Consider the following 16,315-nt stretch of genomic DNA (forward strand, 5'->3'; position numbering starts at 1 on the left):
ACCGTCTGGTTTGAAGTAATTGGTGCCCATAAAAGCACAGTTGAAATTAGAATGGACGATGTCCGAGCACTGTTATCTACCTTTACTGATTGATTAAGCGTGTGATTTATACCGAGACGCGCTTGTTGCAATTGCTCTGGTTGATAATGCACTGAATGACTATCGCACTAATAAGAGTAATTTCGTTCAGGCGAGTGAGCCAGCACGTGTATGCGATTTGGGGCATGATCTTGTTGTTGAAGTGTGAATATTGTTAGAGAGACTAACCAAAGCGACACAAAACTATCAGGTATCATTCAATAGATCTAGCCTGATACTCAACAAACGATGACTTATACCCAAGATAGTTGCAGCTTGGTCGAGATAGGCGTTGTGCAAAGCTCGTTAATGTTTTTGCCTTAGAAGCCATTGTAAGCGGTGTAGGCAATGTACAAAGTATGGTTAACTCACTTGCTAGCGCAACAGAAGAGCAGATCGCTGTGGCCAAAGAAATTAATGCAGGTATTAAGGCGATCAGCGATATCCCTGAGCAATCTTTGCAACTGGCAACGCGTAGCTCAGAAAACGCTCCGGGTTTGAACGGGAAGGTTGCGGAGCCAGAAGATTTGGTCTGTTAGTTTAAGCTCGCTTAGTTTCTATTCACAGGAGTTAAAACCTCCCCCAGAGTGCAGACAACGAGAAACAAGCCCAACGATTCAATCTTTATTGAGTAAGTTGGGCTTTTACATTGCTGGAATCTGGATTCAGACACGGTATACTCCACCTTCTATAACGGAGCTAGCCCTTACATGTTCGATATTCTTCTCCATCACTCTGATTTTTTACTCATTAATAAGCACCCTGGAATCAGCGTCCATAAAGATGACGGTGATACTATGTTGCTTCAAGAAGTGGCTAAGGCAATCAATGAGCCTAAGCTATATCTAGTTCATCGTCTCGATAAAATGACTTCAGGCATTCTGTTATTAGCCAAGAGTGCATCAGCAGCGAGTGAGCTTTCACAGCTATTTGCTGAGCGCGAAGTAGAGAAGTACTACTTGGCGATTGGCTCTAAGAAGCCGAAGAAAAAACAGGGTTTGATTTCTGGGGATATGGAGCGGTCTCGACGCTCTAGCTGGAAACTCTTAACAACCAAAGAAAACCCGGCGATAACTCAATTTTTATCAGCAGCGGCTGAACCCGGTGAGAGACTCCTTCTATGTAAACCCTATACAGGGCGCACACACCAGATCCGCGTGGCGATGAAGTCGATAGGTTCAGCCATCGTTGGTGACCCAATTTATAATCCATCGAGTGAGGCTGACAGAGGCTATCTGCACGCCTTCGCGATTCGATTTACTTATCAATCACAAGCCTACCAATTTGTCTGTGACCCAAGGAGCCTAGACTCTTTGGGCGAGAAGTGGCACCAAGAAACCGTATCTAATGGTTTGGATGGTTGGCTTGAACCATGGTCACTGGCGTGGCCAAAGTTAAACACTAAGTGAGTGAAATAATGGAAGCATCTGCTTTACCGGTATTTTTTGAACATATCAAACAACAGCTAAACGAAGTACCTAACGAGCTACGTCGTATTTTTCATGGTCGTGGTAAGTTTTGGCCTGGCCTAGAACAGATAACGTGTGATTGGGTCGACGGCCAATTATTGGTGAACGTGTTTAAAGAGGTTGATGACGCGTTTTTGTCATCGCTTAAAGACGGTTTGCTTGCGCTGACCAACAAAGATATTTGGCAGACCAAGCAAGGTACCAGCATCGTGCTTCAACACCGTTATGCTGACGGCGCACCTTCGGAAGTACTATGGGGTGAGCTTAACGACTCTCCGGTGGTTGTTGAGCATGGTCTTAAGTATCAGTTAGACATTGGCCGTAACCAGAACTTTGGTCTGTTCTTAGACATGCGTAATGGCCGTCAGTGGGTGCAAGGCAATGCCAAGGGTAAGAACGTACTTAATTTGTTCGCGTATACTTGTGGCTTCTCTGTGGCTGCAATTGCGGGCGGAGCTCGTCAATGTTTGAACGTTGATATGTCGCGTGGCTCACTGAACAAGGGTCGTGATAACCACCGTTTGAACGAACATGACATGCGCTCCGTGAATTTCCTTGGTTACGATATCTTTAAATCGTGGGGCAAAATTAAGAAGGGCGGTCCTTATGAGTTGGTGATCATCGACCCACCTTCGTTCCAAAAAAGCAGCTTCGCCCTAACTAAAGATTACAAAAAGATCTTACGCCGTTTGCCAGAGCTTCTAACGGTAGGCGGTGAAGTAATCGCGTGTGTGAACTCACCTGCAGTGTCGCCTAACTTTCTTATCGAGACGATGGCAGAAGAAGCGCCAAATGTTGAGTTTATTGAACGCCTAGACAACCCACCTGAGTTTGTGGATGTGGACCTTGATTCAAGCCTCAAAGTACTGAGATTTAGAATTAACATGCCTGCTGACGCTTAATTTAACGTCAGCATTAGAAAAGAAAACGCTACTCATATTGAGTGGCGTTTTTGTATCTTGTTGGTGTCGTTAGACCGCTAACTTTCCTGCTGGATCTTAAGAGTTTGGAACCCAAAATAGATACGCATAAATGTAGTGAGCCAACACGCAGTACCAAAGGTATAGGCGATAAGAGAAAAGTGTTGTGGCCAAATACAAAAGGCAATGAAACAGGCGATGGTCTCTGTCCCTTCGGTTAGGCCAGACATGTAGTAGAGAGACTTATGCTTGTACACTGGATTCTCAATACCTCGTTTGCCCGCCATGACTGCAAAAGCCAAAAAGCTACTGCCCGTGCCGATAAAAGAGAAGATCAAAAATGCACCGGCAATGGCGTTGTGTTCTGGATTGGCAATCACAAAACCAAAAGGGATCAGTGAATAGAAAAGGAAATCTAAACTGATATCGAGAAAGCCGCCCGCATCACTGATGCCTTGAATTCGGGCTAAGGCGCCATCAAGTCCATCACAAACTCTGTTGAAGATGATGAAACCTAACGCCCACTCATATTGCTCAAGCGCCAACGCCGGAAACGCTAAACAGCCGACCAAAAAACCGAATAGGGTGGTTTGATTGGCGGTAATACCGACTCGATTCAGTACTTTGGCAGACTGGTTTAATGGCCACTTGATGACCTTTATTGAGTACTTATCCAGCATGGTTACTTCTCCATGGCCAAGAGAGTACTTGAGCCCCTTGAGGCACATCTGCTTCGTCGTGCGTCACCATCAGGGTTGGGATATTGGCTTTGGTTAATTGTTCAAAGACCCAGTCTCGAAATTGTGCTCTGAGCTCTTGGTCTAACTTACTGAACGGTTCATCAAGTAGAGCCAATTTAGGCTTCGCCAGTAACATACGAGTTAAACTGATTCTTGCTCGTTGACCACCAGAAATCTGATCAGGAAAAGACTCTGCTAAGTGTGTCAGTTCAATGTCTTTTAACGCTGCCATAGCTTGCTGTTGTCGAGCAGAGCCTTTAATCGAATTTGGTAGTGAAAATGCCAAGTTTTCCCATACATTTAGGTGAGGGAACAATAGGTCATCTTGAAAGAGAATACCGACCTCACGTTGATGTGATGGGAGCTCATCCAGATGAATGTCATTCAAAACGACACTTCCAGAGTACGAAAACTCTTCGTTCAAGTGGCCGGCGATCGCATCCAATAAGGTGGATTTACCGCAACCGCTCGGTCCCATCAATGCCAGTATCTGGCCTGATTCTAATGTTACATTTAGCGCTGAAAACAGCGAGTCGCCATCGGTTTTACGGATGGCGAGGTCGTTGAGGTACAGACTCATTACTTAAGAAACCTTTGAAAGTAAGACGGCGATATCTGAGTTGAAGTCGGCTGACTAATATCGCTAAAGAGAAGAAGAACAGAGGCAACAAGGCCTGCCAAATGGCATAAATTGCAGTCACTCTACGGTCGAAACCGCTCGTTAGGGCGACAGCTTCTGTCGTGATGGTGCTAATACGCCCTGCACCTAGCATCAATGTTGGTAAGTATTGAGTCAAACTCACGCTGATACCAACGGCCCACGCAAAGGCAATAGCTGGTAGCAATATAGGCAGTTTTATGGAGTACCAGCTTTGAAATGGTGATTTACCCAAGCTGAGTGATGCTTTAATGAGCCCATCGTTGAAGCTTTTCCATGGTCCATCTAAAGATAAATAGACAAATGGGAAGGCGAAGAATACGTGTGCCCAAATCACCCAGAATTCATAGGCGTTGCTTCCTACATACAGCGTGGTGACCTGCATACCGAATAATACCGATAGCTGCGGGATCAACATCGGAATCGCGATAACAAAACCAGGCACTTGCCACTTGTATTTGATTCGGTACTCATGAGCAATCAGTGCAAGGACCAGCGCAACTGAAGCAGCGATCAGACCAATCCATAAGCTTTGACCAACGGTACTCATGATGCCATCCCATTCAAATTCCCAAAAGCGCATGCTGTAGCGACTCGGAAGTAAGTCAGGGAAGCGCCAACGTTGAGCCACGCTCCAAATCATCATCAAAGGAATGATTGCGAGTGATAGTGCTGCTAAACCTGTGAATACGGTTTTTCCTGGTAGTTCAATGCCTGTTCGCCCCGAATATTGCCAAGCTCTAAAGAACTTCAACACAGCCCATTCAATAAAGCGGGCTAAGGCGATGATCAAGGACGCTAATCCGAACAAAACAATAGCGCCAGCCGCTGCTCTCGGCAGTAGGTTCAGCTCGGGATCGTTGAACCATTGCCATACCAAAACGGCAAAAGTAGGCGGGTTAGTTGGGCCAATGATTAGCGCAATATCGACAACTGATACGCTGTAGGCGAGCACCGCCAACATTGGGAAGCGAAGCTTGGTGAACCATTGTGGAAAAATGCACTTCCACCATATCTGTGAGCGACTATAGCCCAATGAAGCACTGACCTTAGTAGTACGCTCTACATCAATTTGCTGAAGTACCGATATACTCATAAGCAATAAGAAAGGTACTTCTTTGAGTGCCAACATAATGATCAAGCCAAATGCATACGGATCTTTTACGAGCAGCGCTAACTCTGAACTGGTCGCGGATTCACCCAGCAAATGATGTACAGCTCTCGCTCCGAGACCAGTCGGGCTAAATAGAAAAGCAAAGCCAATAGCGAAAGCCACATGGGGAATAGCCAGCATGGGTGAAAGGGTCAGTTCTATCTTTCTCCAAAATTTGTTTCCCCAAGAGGCTTGAAGAATACAAAAGGTAAGAACACATGCGATGTAGCTGCTCGCAATCGCAGAACAAAGACTCAAACCAATAGAGTGCCAAGCACCTTCCCATTTGAATACTTGGCCAAAACCGTTGAGAGAGGGCTCCATCAACCCTAGGGGCGGGATATAACTCAGTGACGAAGCCACTACTCCCGCGACCCCAGGAATTGTTGGGATAATGCATACCACTATAACGACAAAATATAGAGCACGTAGCATCGAGCTTAGTTACCGTATCGTTTTAGCCACTCTTTCTCGAGTGCGTTTTGCCAGCTTGGGTGCGGTTCATCAATCGATTTAAATTGCTGAGTATTCTTAGCACTACCTGTTAGGTACTTACTGCTCAATACTGAAGGGTCACCCCAAACATTCAGGTCACCTTTGCGTGATTGTGCTTCTGGGCTTAACAAGAAGTTGATGGTCACTTGTGCGCCAGCGGTAGCATTTGCATTCCAAGGGATCGCAAGGAAGTGGATGTTAGATAGAGCACCGTTTTCCATCGCATAGGCTTTGGTTGTTTCTGCTAAACGGCCACTTGATTGGGCTGAATACACAGAGTTTGGATTGAACGTAATCGCGAGGTCGAGTTGTCCGTCATCCAAAAGCTGAATACTTTCTGATGTGCCTGCCGGGAATTGTTTACCACCGCGCCACGCAACTTTGTGGAATTTATCTAAGTAAGCCCATAATGGTGCAGTGATCGCTTGGAAGTTCTTTTCTGAAACCTGCTTTGCGAGTTCAGGGCTATTGTTGGTTAGCTCAATCAGTAAAGACTTAATAAAGCTAGTGCCGTGAAATTCTGGTGGGCGAGGGTAGCTCAAACGGTTAGGGAATGCCTGAGCGTAGCTCAACATCTCAGAAAACGATTGTGGTGGATTGTGCAGTGTTTCTTGGTCATGAATGAACACTAATTGCCCAACGCCCCAAGGTGCTTCTAGACCTTCCGTTGGCTCAGAGAAGTCGACATCAATGGGCAAAGACTTATCGACGTACTTCCAGTTAGGAAGGGATTCTGTGAATGGGCCAAACAACAGTTTGTTGTCTTTCATCGAACGGAAGTTCTCGCCGTTGATCCAAACGATATCGACGCTGCCTTCGCTATTCCTACCTGCGGCTTTCTCCGCAAGCAGGCGAGTCGCTGTTTCAGCGATATCTGTGACTTTTACATGTTTTAACGTTACGCCATAGTCACTTTGTAACTTCTTGCCTGCCCATTGTAGGTAACGGTTGATCTCTTGGCTTCCGCCCCAAGCGTGAAAGTAGACAGTTTGCCCTTCTGCCTGCTGTTCTATTTGATTCCAGCTATCGGTGGATGTTGCTTCATCAGCATAAATGGTTGCGCTGTAGGCAACGGTTGCCATGATTCCTAACGTACTTACTATCTTGTTCATAAACTTTTCCATTTGGTAGTGAACGGGCAAGAGCATTGTGTTTTCGAACTCCCTAGGGCGTGTTGACCTTTCGTGGCCAACGAAAGATCAACATGGCTTAATAGTTATTCTATCTGTTTCTCAAATAAATTCTAATTCAACAGTAAATTCAATCAATTACTTGAGAATACACGGGAGGTTCTCGGTTGAGCTTTATTCAATGTGCAGTTATCTATGTAACTCAACAGACTTTGGGCTTTTGCCATCCTAGCAACAGACCGTTAAAGCTGTGAATTAATTGCATCTAAATGAGGTTTTTTTATGATCTATCGGAGCTTGGCACGAAAAGCTGGTGTGAAGAGCCGTTTGGGATAGGTTGAGCTTTGAAGCAGACAATAAAAAAGGAGCCATTAAGGCTCCTCTTCGGTATTTGATGCCGATGACAGATTAGTTTACCCAGTCACGAATTGTATACGTTAGCGTGTGTACATCGTTTTTAAGTACTAGCGTATCTTTTGTTAGGGTTACGTCGCTCCACTCATTTAGAGTAGCAGAAACTGATTGCTCGATTTCCATCGCTGAGCCGTGACACATTTTCATAGTCATGCCCATTTGCTTAATGCGGAATTGACCGTCTTTCAGCTCACCTTGGCCAAAGAAGTTGTTACAACCAGCTACGCCGTTTGCAGTCATCTTTTCACCGATTTCTAGACGAGGTGTCGCTTGGTGTTCGCTTTTCTCAATGTCTTTGCCATCAATTTGTACAAGTTCCCAATTATGGTGCTGTAGATCGGTTGGTGTTACTTGCATCGCGTTATCACCTGTTGTTGTGCATGCTGCTAGCATCATAGGTAAAGCGGCTACTGCTAGTAATTTTTTTGAACTAAACTTCATATTATATGGCTCCAAAGGAAAAAACGAAGTTACCGAAAATCTGTAACTTGATGGGTAAAAAGTATAGTTTACAAAACACTATATGTGTCAGTATAAGGTCATAGTTTAGTATGGATATCGTAGGCGTGGCGACAAATCAATCGTTTATTTTTGAGATAGTAAGCGTAATTTTGGATGTGTAAGGAGGCGTGGTGGAGCAGTTAGAGTTTTTCCAAGTTCCAAGCCCTTGTGTTGGGGTTTGCTCTAGCGATGACAAAGGTTATTGCAATGGGTGTATGAGAAAAAGAGACGAACGTTTTAATTGGATGTCGATGACTCCCGCAGAGCAATTACACGTCATCAAGCTATGTCGTCAGCGTTACAGAAGAAAAATAATGAAGCAAAACAACTTGGTTGGTCAGCCAGTAGAAGAAGAGGGAAGTACAAGCCCCCAAAGAGATCTTTTTGGCTAAAGAGGAAGTATTAAGGTTTTATTTAACCCCACAGTAACTATTACTTTACATAATGGTGGGGGTGTAATATTTAGATAGGTACCTTTGTACCAGAGGAGTGGTGTCGGTATGAATAAAAAGGACGTAAAACTCAACAAGAAACCAGTTAAAGCTTTGGATAGAAAGCGATTGGGGGCGAGACATGACCCCGAGGAAAGCGCGCGTGACTGGCATACAATGTCTGAAGAAGAGCGCATGGAGATACTGTCTCACCTTTCCGACATGCCTTTTCAATAACATCACTTATTAATCAGAGTAGAGCTTTCTTACACAGACATATGATTCGCTTTGGTCACACCACGATGATACGTGCAAAATGTATTATCGGCAGCGGTGGTATTGCTGTGAATCTTTATGTTTGTGATGACCTCTATCGCACCAGCATCGTAACAATCCTGCTCAGCATTTTTGACGATATCGAGTAAATGAGTGAGTTCGCCTTTCATGGTCGTTTCCATCGCACCGACTTGAAAGGGAACGCCAGCTTCTTTCTCGACTTCAATTGCTTTATCGCCCACTTCGAAGTTGTTGCCTTCTTTAACGCGAGGGATCACTTGGAAGGCAACCATCATTTCTTTTTCTCTTTTTAACTCAGACACTTTCTGCTTACTCAATGATTGGAAGTTGTTGCAGATGATAGGTTAATGCGGAGATTGATTCTACAGCAGCAAAGCTGGTAATTAGGGCGTGTTGATCTTTCGAACTGATTTTTGCAGCGAGTAGCTGGGTATTTATACAAGGCAGGGGCGTTTATGTGTAGCTAGCCTACATGAGAAGCCAATAACGAAGTAGAAATGACCAGCAAACGCTGCCCGAAGGGTTCGAGCTGGGCACCCCCGCAAAAAGCGTTTTACTCTTTGTTGAGAGGGATTTGCTTAGAGTGACTAGGCTACTTCCCCCTCGCCGCGATTAAAATGCTTTTGTCTCGAACGAAATTTAACCACGAGAGGTCAACGCGCCCTAGTTTCTTGGTTTTATTTAATTCCCCAATGATCGCTAACCCATCCTCCAATGTGTTCATCAAAATGGTTTCCACTGAATCTTTGGTTGCGTTCAACTGAAGTATCACAGTCATCTTTGTTGTCGATTAGGGTTTGAATGTAGTTGGCCATCGGGTCATTAGAACGTTGACGATCTCGGCGAGTTGCCACTTCCTTAATCAGTTGTAATCGATATGTAGAGCTAGCACGTTTCATTTCAATGACCTCCTAGTTTTAGACACTAATAGAAAAATCTAGTTGCCAGATATAGGGGCGTCAACGTGATCAGAAAGTATTTTTTTTAAGCAACCAAGAATCAATACCTTGCCTCCGTAATTCACAAAAATGTCATCTAGTGCATCACATTAGTGTCATATCTAGCACCAGAAAATGGATGATTGAAGCGAAAAAAGCCCAGAAAACTCTGGGCTGAATTTAATTAAAATGACCGTCGTTTAGTTTGGGGATTAACTGGGATAAACGCTGAATCGTTGTTATTGCTCTACTTCGATCTCGTTGGCTTAGTGCTGTTGGATCTGGGGCTATTCGATTTGCTCTTAAACTGTTTGACGCTCCTCTTTTTAGCCGTTCTGCGGTTTGCCATTTTGTCTTTAGGTGGGCGCTTACGAGCGGTTGTTTCTGACGCTGGTTTGTCTGTGACTGGGAAGCCTTCCAATGGCTGTAACGGCAGTGCTTTGTTGGTTAAAGTGCGAATGGCAGTCAGGTAGTCAGTTTCACTGTGGCTAACCAGCGAGATTGCACAACCAGTATCTCCTGCTCTCGCCGTTCTTCCAACGCGGTGGACATAAGTCGCTGAATGAGGTGGCAACTCAAAGTTAATCACAATAGGTAGCTGATCAATATGGATGCCTCGAGCCATCACATCGGTCGCGATAAGAACACGGGTGTCACCATTTTTAAAGCTGTCTAACGCTTGTGCTCGTTCTTCTTGGCTTTTATTGCCATGTAATGCGCTCACACTGATTTTGGCTTTGTTTAATCGCTTGGTTAGTGCGTCTGCGTTGTCTTTCGCGCCAATAAAAACTAATACTTGCGGCCAGGGGTTCTGATGGAGCAGGGCAATCAATGCTTGAGCTTTACTGCCTTTATTTACAAGATACAGTGTTTCTTCAATCGTTTCTACAACGCTGTTTTCTTTATGAGTTGTAATTTTTTCTGGGTTCGATAAAAGCGTTTCAGCTTGGCTCACTAACTCAGGTGGAAGCGTTGCAGAGAATAACAGTGAATGGCGCTTAGTCGGCAGAGCTGCGGTGATCGCTTGAATATCTGGCCAAAAGCCCATGTCGATCAATCGGTCTGCTTCATCCAAAACCAGAGATGTGCATTGAGCTAACTCTAATTCACCACTTTGTATGAGTGCAAGCAGGCGCCCTGGTGTAGCGATGGCGAGCTGCGGTGCGGTTGACAATTGTTGCTGTTGTTCATCTGCATCTATACCGCCCGTAAGCGTTACCGTTTTGATACGCAGGGCAGTTGCAATTGGTTGTAAAGACTCAGTCACTTGAGACGCTAGCTCTCGTGTTGGAACGATGACAAGCGCTTGCAGTTTATTCGAACTTTGGTCGATGTTATTGAGCAAAGGTAACCCAAATGCCAATGTTTTCCCACTACCTGTTTGAGCCAATGCAAGCACATCTTTCCCCGAAACAATCGCAGGAATGACCGCTTGTTGGATCTCCGTCGGCTTATTGAATTGAGACGGGAGGGCAGCAACAGTTTTTGTGTTGAGGGTTAGGTTTGCAAATGACATAAATGAACCAAGTATCAAAAGGGAGGTGGAGTCTAACAGGGCTAGAAATGTTAGAGAATCAGTTTTGTTTGCTTGACGATAAACATATTTATTATATGCGCTAATTTTGTAAGTTAGACATACGAGTTAATTAAGCGTTTATCATATTGTAATGGCATCAATTGGACGTACAATTGATGCCCTAAAAACCTTCACTGTACGAGAACAAAATGAGTTGGGATAGTATCTGGCTGTTCATTGTTATTGTCTTTTTTATTGCCGTTATTCCAGGACCCAATGCATTGCTTGTGTTAAGCACAGCGTTGACTCAAAGGAAGCTGTTCGCATTTGTGAATGTGTTAGGCGTGTCATGTGGTTTCTTTTTTCATGCCTTTATTTCTTCGAATGGTATCAGCCTGTTATTGTCGAAAACGCCAATGGCATTTGAGGGGCTTAAGTGGGCGGGTGTTTTGTATTTGCTCTGGTTAGGCTACAACCACTTTCGGGCGGCATTACGTGCTCAAGAGGGGGTGCTTTCTGTCGTGAGCGCTTCTGGGAATAAACTTTATAGCCAGTTTTTTAAAGGACTACTTACTAATCTACTTAACCCTAAGATCGTCCTGTTTTATCTATCGATCTTCCCCCAATTTGTTACTTCAGACTCAATTGTGTCCGACAGCCTGATTCTTGGTGGGATTCAGGCGATGGTCGTTTCAATCTGGTTCTTGGTTGTGATTTTAATGGCAGATACCTTTAAACGCTTATTGGTTCAAAAGCGTACCTCGCAAATGATGAATATTGTATGTGGCGTTCTATTTGTCGGTTTCAGTATTCAGTTAGCCTTGTTTCAACTTTAGGTTTAATGAGCGTTGTGAGGTATTGAGGCTAAGACGATACGACTCATATCTCTCTTTTCTTGAGGAGATGGTGTCTGAGCAAAGGCACATCAGGAAGAAATACCCAGTCTTTTTCGCGAGCCTCAGAGTTGCATAATGGCGTACAGAGCTAGGTGGCTCAATAAATCGTGAATCATAGGCAAACATTAAAAAGCCTAGCACTTTCGCAAGTGCTGGGCTTTGTTCTATCTATAGGGCTGTTTTTGATAGCCAAGATACTCGTTGTTTTAGAGCTCGTCTACTGTCGCCCAAACCGCCGCTAGCATGTCGTGACCAAACGCAACACTACGCTCTGGCGACCAACCGTAAAGTTCGTCAGCGTGGCTGATATGATCTTTAAATGGCATCTCAACCGTGTACGCCAAGCACTTGAACTGCTCACTGATCCAGTTGGTACCTACTGTCATGTTCGCTTTGCCTGGTTCATCTTTATCGTAGCCAAACTCATCTTGGAACTCTGGCGTAATCATGAGTAGTGCTTGCTTGAAGTGGTTCTCTAGCTTCGCGATACGCTCATTGTAAGAAGGTGTACCTTCGCTACCTGCCACAAAGTTATATGGAATCGCTTCGTCGCCATGAATGTCTAAACACATATCAACGCCAATTTCTAACATGCGTTCACGCACAAGGAATACCTCTGGGCTACGTTCCATAGACGGTGATTGCCATTCGCGGTTCAGGTTCACGCCAATTGCGTTGGTACGCAGGTGGCCACGGATGCTGCCATCTGGGTTCATGTTCGGAACAATGCGGAATACTACGCTGTCTAGAAGAGAGCGGCCTACCGTGTCTGTTTCGTCAAGTAGGCGCTGGAGCAGACCTTCGATCAACCATTCAGCCATTGTCTCGCCAGGGTGTTGACGACCAATAACCCAAATGTTTTTCTTCTCTTCACTTGGATCACCAATGGTGAGCAAAGTAATGTCGTTGTTGTCTAGCGTGTGACCTAGAGTTTCAAGCTTACATGCAGGGTGCGTTTGCGCACTGTGCAGAAGGTCTTGGTGACGATCGTATGAGTACGGCGCAAAGTACGCGAAGTACATTGAATCGTGCTCAGGGATGATGTCAAAGCTTAGTGTGTCACCATCGAACTGAGATGGGATACGGAACCACTCTTCGCGGTCATACGATGCAACGACATCGTACTCCTTCCAGCCCTCAGGGTAAGCAGACGTCGCCAATTGCCCGATTTCAAAGTGGTGAGCTTGTTGCGCTTCACTTTCTAAACGGAAATGGAACCACTGAGAGATTTCAGTTTGGTTGTCTGCAGGGATAGTCAGTTGAATGTTTTGTGGTGAATCTGCTGAAACGACGTGAATGTTGCCGCTTTCGAAATTGCTGAAAATTTTCATCGTAGTTGTTATCTCGTAGTTGAGTTGTCGTAAGACTAGCACACTTTTTTTCGAGCAAACTACTAACTAAATCGTAATGAGATGTTATTTCAGCTATCTATTTCCGAGCTCTCTTTTTGAACGGCACTTTATATCTATCGACGCTGGCAAGTTGTGCAGCCTCGGCATGCCGAACGCGTATAACGATCTAACTTACTGCGTTGCACCTTGCAGTAGGCATTTTTCAGGACTCTTCTTCCAGAAAACCAATCGTCAGGTTTCGATAGAATCAGATAGCCATTAAAGCGTTTCACAAGCTCGACTTTATTTTGGTCGATGAACTTACTATCAAACCCAATTTCGAAGTAATCAAGCGCTTGTTCAATCGAGGTGAAACTCGCTATTTTTTGCTGGAATTCTGTTCGGCTCATGGAAAGTTAGTTTTTGAATTGGTGAGCATTAATTGTATCGAATTTATGGCCCGACTTTATTGATCTTACTTGTGACGTACTTGGATTTAAATTATGTTTTTTGGTATGTAGTGATCTTTTTAAATCTACAAGTCTTATAAAGTTCTGTTGCAATTGAGACAGGAAAAGCCCATGAACCGTATCAACCCCAAGAAACTATTTCGTAGTAAGTGGACGGCCGTTAGCCCAGTGAAAAAGGAAAAGCACTTCATGGTTACGGAGGTAGAGTTTGACGAGGGAGAAGTGGTGCGCTGTTTGATCGAAGCGGTGATGACGAAACGGGAAGAAGCGATAAATTGGCGCGACCTCACCGACAATCAAACTTGGCTCCCAGGTTGGAAGTAGGAAGGGGGAGGGGAGCCAGCGTCTATTGAGCTGCGTAGCTGGAGCTTTCGACGAGATACATTTTAGCGACTGATGGAAGCTCGTTGTTGCCAATACTTGAGGCCTTCTAACACGCCTTCCGCATGGGTCGCCTTACTGGTATATACGTTATCTCTGCCTGATAGGTGGGCCACTTCAGGGTAGTGGTTTGCCACTAATATGGAGTTTACCCCTTCTATCGTCAGCATTGACGTATCATTCGCTGAATCACCGGCAACACACACCTGTTCAATGCTTAAGTCATGTTGCTTCAGCAGGTGATGGATTGCAGTTGCTTTATTGACGCCTTTTGGTGTGATATCCAGATACCAGTCGTGTGAATAGGTGAGGTGGACATCTAAGCCATGTGATTCTAATTGTGATTCAATTAATGCATGCTGAGGTTCAGACAGCTTGCCCTCAAAAGTCATCTTATGGGGACCTTGGTGGTTCTCTAAGCGTTCCCCCATAAAGTCGAGTGGTGCTAACGCCGATTCTACCTTTGACTTGTTCCAAGATGCCTCGAGTTTCTCATGCCAACAGTGGTCAGGCTTTTGGGAGTAGTTGTGATGAATTCTAGTGCCAACATCACTGATGATGCTGTGAGGTTCTGGGTAGTTATCTGATGCTAAGCCAACTCGTATAGAAGGGAGAGTCCTACCTGTCGCGATGATAAAGCGGATATCGGGTTGCTCGGTGAGGTAATCGAACAGTTGATTAACCCCGTGAGAGGGACCACCATCGAGTGTACCGTCAAAGTCACAAACCAACATTTTTATCATTCGGATTCCTTGTCGTTCTTTATGAAAGTGATGGGCGTATTCACCAACGTTTACACAAAGAATGGCTCAGCAATAACAACATCTCAAGTCATCTTTGGTTTTCGATCAGCTATATTCTGCAGTTTGCAGCAAGTATCACACTCGTTGCTATACCTCTGAGAAAAAAGATAAATCTATTGACTCTTTGTTGTGGATAATTGTGATGTTTAGTTGAGATAACGACGGAATAGGATTGTATTGGCAATATAAAAAGCCAGCTACCTGATGTCGATTGCTGGCTTTTTGCTACTGATTCAAACCGCTAGTGTTTAGCGCTCACCTTGAACTTCAAAGTCATCACTGACAAGACGAGCTTTACCATCTTCTTGTACTGCCCAGTGTTCATGATGAACTACACCAAATGCTTTATTCATCGTCCAGCTTGCCGTAAGAACGTAGCCGCCTTCTGGGTGTTCTTCCCATTTAACATCTGTGTAGTCAACATCTTTGAAACCTTGGTCCATGATCCCTTGCCAGAATGCTTGAATTGCTTCACGGCCTTCAAAAGTGCCAAATGGGCGCGCTTCCATTACACAGTTTTCTACATACTGATCTGCACAACCTTTTGCATCTTGGTTGTTGAATGCTTTTTGCCATGCGTTGATACCTTGCTTACATGCTTCTAATACTTGATTATTTGTCATTGTTTTCTCCGTTACAGTCTTCTTCTAAACACTGTGTTTTGATTGGGTAACCTTGATAAGTTGAATGTAGTTTATCCTTGGTAATTGACTTGAAAAACAGAGATAATAGAAAATACTGTTTGTAAAAAGAGAACAATAAGATGAGTAAACTAAAGCAGATGTCGATTTTCGCTCATATTGTAGAGCAAGGCTCTGTATCGGCCGCGGCTGAAAAACTAGAGTTGTCTAAATCTGTTGTCAGTCAGCATCTAAAAATATTGGAGCAAGAGCTAGGCGCTTCCCTTCTTAAACGAACAACGCGAAGACAAACCTTAACCAGTATGGGAGAACGTTTTTATCTAAGTTGTAAGGATATTAATGTGATCGCCGAATCGGCGTGGGATATGGCGAAATCGGAATTGGAAGAGCCACAAGGGCGGATTCGCATCACGGCTCCGAATGCGTTGATGGATTTGCTGGTGGTGCCTGTTATTGCAGACCTAATGAAACAGTATCCAAAATTAAAGCCGGAGTTGATTAGTGATGATCAACACTTAGATTTCATGGAGCACGATATTGATCTTGCGGTACGAGTTGGTAGCTCACGTGACAGTAATCTAAAACAGAAACGTTTAGGTAAGTTTAAAGATGTATTGTGTGGTGTCAAAAGCATGCGTGAACGCGAGCTTGAATCGATTCCATACATTGCAAATTCATGGCAGGGAAAGCAGGTGACTCACCATTTTAGTTCTCAAACCGAAGAGAACTTTGTTTATCAACAACAAGCTAGTTGTGTGACTAATTCGTTTCACAGTTGTCTTGCACTTATTAAATCGGGTGTTGGTATTGGTGTAATCCCAGACTTCTGCATTCCTCAGTTATCTGGTCAGGTTGTGGATATACTGCCTAGCTTTGAATTACCGACCAACACGGTTTATGCATTGAACCCATTTACTTCAAACACGCCGATTGCGATCCAGTTGTGTGTCCAAGCATTAGAAGAAAAGCTCAAACAAAACTTGACTTGATATGAAGAAACTTTGTTGGAGCATGCTCTCGCTTGATAGCTGTAATTCTTTTGATGGAGGTAAA

At 44.4% G+C, this 16,315-nt stretch carries 19 protein-coding genes and 2 pseudogenes; 9 read left to right on the plus strand and 12 right to left on the minus strand.

The window, feature by feature from the left end:
- Positions 1-250: 250 nt before the first annotated feature.
- The 3 genes and pseudogenes from A3712_RS28140 to A3712_RS04005 form a co-directional block, all read left to right on the plus strand.
- Positions 251-617, plus strand: a pseudogene (locus tag A3712_RS28140) (methyl-accepting chemotaxis protein); the annotation flags it as partial.
- Between the two features lie 171 nt (positions 618-788).
- Positions 789-1,487, plus strand: coding sequence for a TIGR01621 family pseudouridine synthase (locus A3712_RS04000; RefSeq protein WP_063522387.1), 699 nt, complete (start codon positions 789-791; stop codon positions 1,485-1,487).
- Positions 1,488-1,495: 8 nt separating this feature from the next.
- A complete protein-coding gene (locus tag A3712_RS04005; protein ID WP_063522388.1) occupies positions 1,496-2,449 on the plus strand; it encodes a class I SAM-dependent methyltransferase in 954 nt (317 codons plus the stop codon).
- Positions 2,450-2,526: 77 nt separating this feature from the next.
- Here the strand turns inward: A3712_RS04005 and A3712_RS04010 are convergent, their stop codons facing one another.
- From A3712_RS04010 to A3712_RS04030, 5 genes are all read right to left on the minus strand, one after another.
- A complete protein-coding gene (locus A3712_RS04010; RefSeq protein ID WP_063522389.1) occupies positions 2,527-3,147 on the minus strand; it encodes a CDP-alcohol phosphatidyltransferase family protein in 621 nt (206 codons plus the stop codon).
- Positions 3,137-3,787: an ATP-binding cassette domain-containing protein gene (locus A3712_RS04015; RefSeq protein WP_063522390.1), complete on the minus strand. Its 651-nt coding sequence runs from the start codon at positions 3,785-3,787 to the stop codon at positions 3,137-3,139. The genes A3712_RS04010 and A3712_RS04015 overlap by 11 nt, the downstream gene beginning before the upstream one ends.
- Positions 3,753-5,453 (minus strand): ABC transporter permease, encoded by a 1,701-nt coding sequence (locus A3712_RS04020; protein WP_063522391.1) that lies wholly within the window; start codon positions 5,451-5,453, stop codon positions 3,753-3,755. The genes A3712_RS04015 and A3712_RS04020 overlap by 35 nt, the downstream gene beginning before the upstream one ends.
- A gap of 5 nt (positions 5,454-5,458) precedes the next feature.
- The gene (locus A3712_RS04025; protein WP_063522392.1) at positions 5,459-6,625 is read right to left on the minus strand and encodes an ABC transporter substrate-binding protein; all 1,167 of its coding nucleotides are present in this window, start codon (positions 6,623-6,625) and stop codon (positions 5,459-5,461) included.
- Between the two features lie 426 nt (positions 6,626-7,051).
- Positions 7,052-7,498 (minus strand): META domain-containing protein, encoded by a 447-nt coding sequence (locus A3712_RS04030; protein ID WP_063522393.1) that lies wholly within the window; start codon positions 7,496-7,498, stop codon positions 7,052-7,054.
- Between the two features lie 188 nt (positions 7,499-7,686).
- Between A3712_RS04030 and A3712_RS04035 the strand changes: the two genes are divergently transcribed.
- Together A3712_RS04035 and A3712_RS27670 are read left to right on the plus strand one after the other, a co-directional pair.
- Positions 7,687-7,950 (plus strand): DUF1289 domain-containing protein, encoded by a 264-nt coding sequence (locus A3712_RS04035; protein ID WP_171368276.1) that lies wholly within the window; start codon positions 7,687-7,689, stop codon positions 7,948-7,950.
- Positions 7,951-8,058: 108 nt separating this feature from the next.
- Positions 8,059-8,226, plus strand: coding sequence for a hypothetical protein (locus A3712_RS27670; protein ID WP_197465786.1), 168 nt, complete (start codon positions 8,059-8,061; stop codon positions 8,224-8,226).
- A gap of 29 nt (positions 8,227-8,255) precedes the next feature.
- Here A3712_RS27670 and A3712_RS04040 read toward each other — a convergent pair whose 3' ends face one another.
- The 3 genes from A3712_RS04040 to A3712_RS04050 all read right to left on the minus strand — a co-directional run bounded on the left by A3712_RS04040 (position 8,256) and on the right by A3712_RS04050 (position 10,740).
- Positions 8,256-8,558: a thiamine-binding protein gene (locus A3712_RS04040; RefSeq protein WP_063522533.1), complete on the minus strand. Its 303-nt coding sequence runs from the start codon at positions 8,556-8,558 to the stop codon at positions 8,256-8,258.
- Between the two features lie 405 nt (positions 8,559-8,963).
- The gene (locus A3712_RS04045; protein WP_063522394.1) at positions 8,964-9,185 is read right to left on the minus strand and encodes a hypothetical protein; all 222 of its coding nucleotides are present in this window, start codon (positions 9,183-9,185) and stop codon (positions 8,964-8,966) included.
- A 286-nt stretch (positions 9,186-9,471) separates the two neighbouring features.
- Positions 9,472-10,740 (minus strand): DEAD/DEAH box helicase, encoded by a 1,269-nt coding sequence (locus A3712_RS04050; RefSeq protein ID WP_063522395.1) that lies wholly within the window; start codon positions 10,738-10,740, stop codon positions 9,472-9,474.
- A gap of 209 nt (positions 10,741-10,949) precedes the next feature.
- Between A3712_RS04050 and A3712_RS04055 the strand changes: the two genes are divergently transcribed.
- Both A3712_RS04055 and A3712_RS28145 read left to right on the plus strand, forming a co-directional pair.
- The gene (locus A3712_RS04055) at positions 10,950-11,576 is read left to right on the plus strand and encodes a LysE family translocator (RefSeq protein WP_063522396.1); all 627 of its coding nucleotides are present in this window, start codon (positions 10,950-10,952) and stop codon (positions 11,574-11,576) included.
- Between the two features lie 61 nt (positions 11,577-11,637).
- Positions 11,638-11,712: pseudogene (locus tag A3712_RS28145) on the plus strand (PilZ domain-containing protein); the annotation flags it as partial.
- A gap of 130 nt (positions 11,713-11,842) precedes the next feature.
- Here the strand turns inward: A3712_RS28145 and A3712_RS04060 are convergent.
- Together A3712_RS04060 and A3712_RS04065 are read right to left on the minus strand one after the other, a co-directional pair.
- On the minus strand, positions 11,843-12,967 hold the full coding sequence (locus tag A3712_RS04060; RefSeq protein WP_063522397.1) for a M14 family metallopeptidase: 1,125 nt from the start codon (positions 12,965-12,967) through the stop codon (positions 11,843-11,845).
- Positions 12,968-13,101: 134 nt separating this feature from the next.
- The gene (locus A3712_RS04065; protein WP_063522398.1) at positions 13,102-13,377 is read right to left on the minus strand and encodes a nitrogenase-stabilizing/protective protein NifW; all 276 of its coding nucleotides are present in this window, start codon (positions 13,375-13,377) and stop codon (positions 13,102-13,104) included.
- 171 nt (positions 13,378-13,548) lie between these two features.
- Here A3712_RS04065 and A3712_RS04070 point away from each other — a divergent pair, with 171 nt between their 5' ends.
- On the plus strand, positions 13,549-13,761 hold the full coding sequence (locus A3712_RS04070) for a TIGR02450 family Trp-rich protein (protein ID WP_063522399.1): 213 nt from the start codon (positions 13,549-13,551) through the stop codon (positions 13,759-13,761).
- A gap of 62 nt (positions 13,762-13,823) precedes the next feature.
- On the opposite strand, the gene A3712_RS04075 is transcribed toward A3712_RS04070, so the two are convergent.
- Both A3712_RS04075 and A3712_RS04080 read right to left on the minus strand, forming a co-directional pair.
- Positions 13,824-14,561, minus strand: a complete 738-nt coding sequence (locus A3712_RS04075) for an HAD-IIB family hydrolase (RefSeq protein ID WP_063522400.1) — start codon at positions 14,559-14,561, stop codon at positions 13,824-13,826.
- A 308-nt stretch (positions 14,562-14,869) separates the two neighbouring features.
- Positions 14,870-15,244 carry a YybH family protein gene (locus A3712_RS04080; RefSeq protein ID WP_004742121.1) on the minus strand — a complete coding sequence of 125 codons (375 nt, stop codon included), beginning with the start codon at positions 15,242-15,244 and terminating at the stop codon, positions 14,870-14,872.
- 140 nt (positions 15,245-15,384) lie between these two features.
- On the opposite strand from A3712_RS04080, the gene A3712_RS04085 reads away from it, so the two are divergent.
- Positions 15,385-16,251, plus strand: coding sequence for a LysR family transcriptional regulator (locus A3712_RS04085; protein ID WP_063522401.1), 867 nt, complete (start codon positions 15,385-15,387; stop codon positions 16,249-16,251).
- Positions 16,252-16,315 lie beyond the last annotated feature (64 nt).

The sequence above is a fragment of the Vibrio sp. HI00D65 genome (assembly GCF_001635455.1).
Classification (GTDB): Bacteria; Pseudomonadota; Gammaproteobacteria; order Enterobacterales; family Vibrionaceae; genus Vibrio.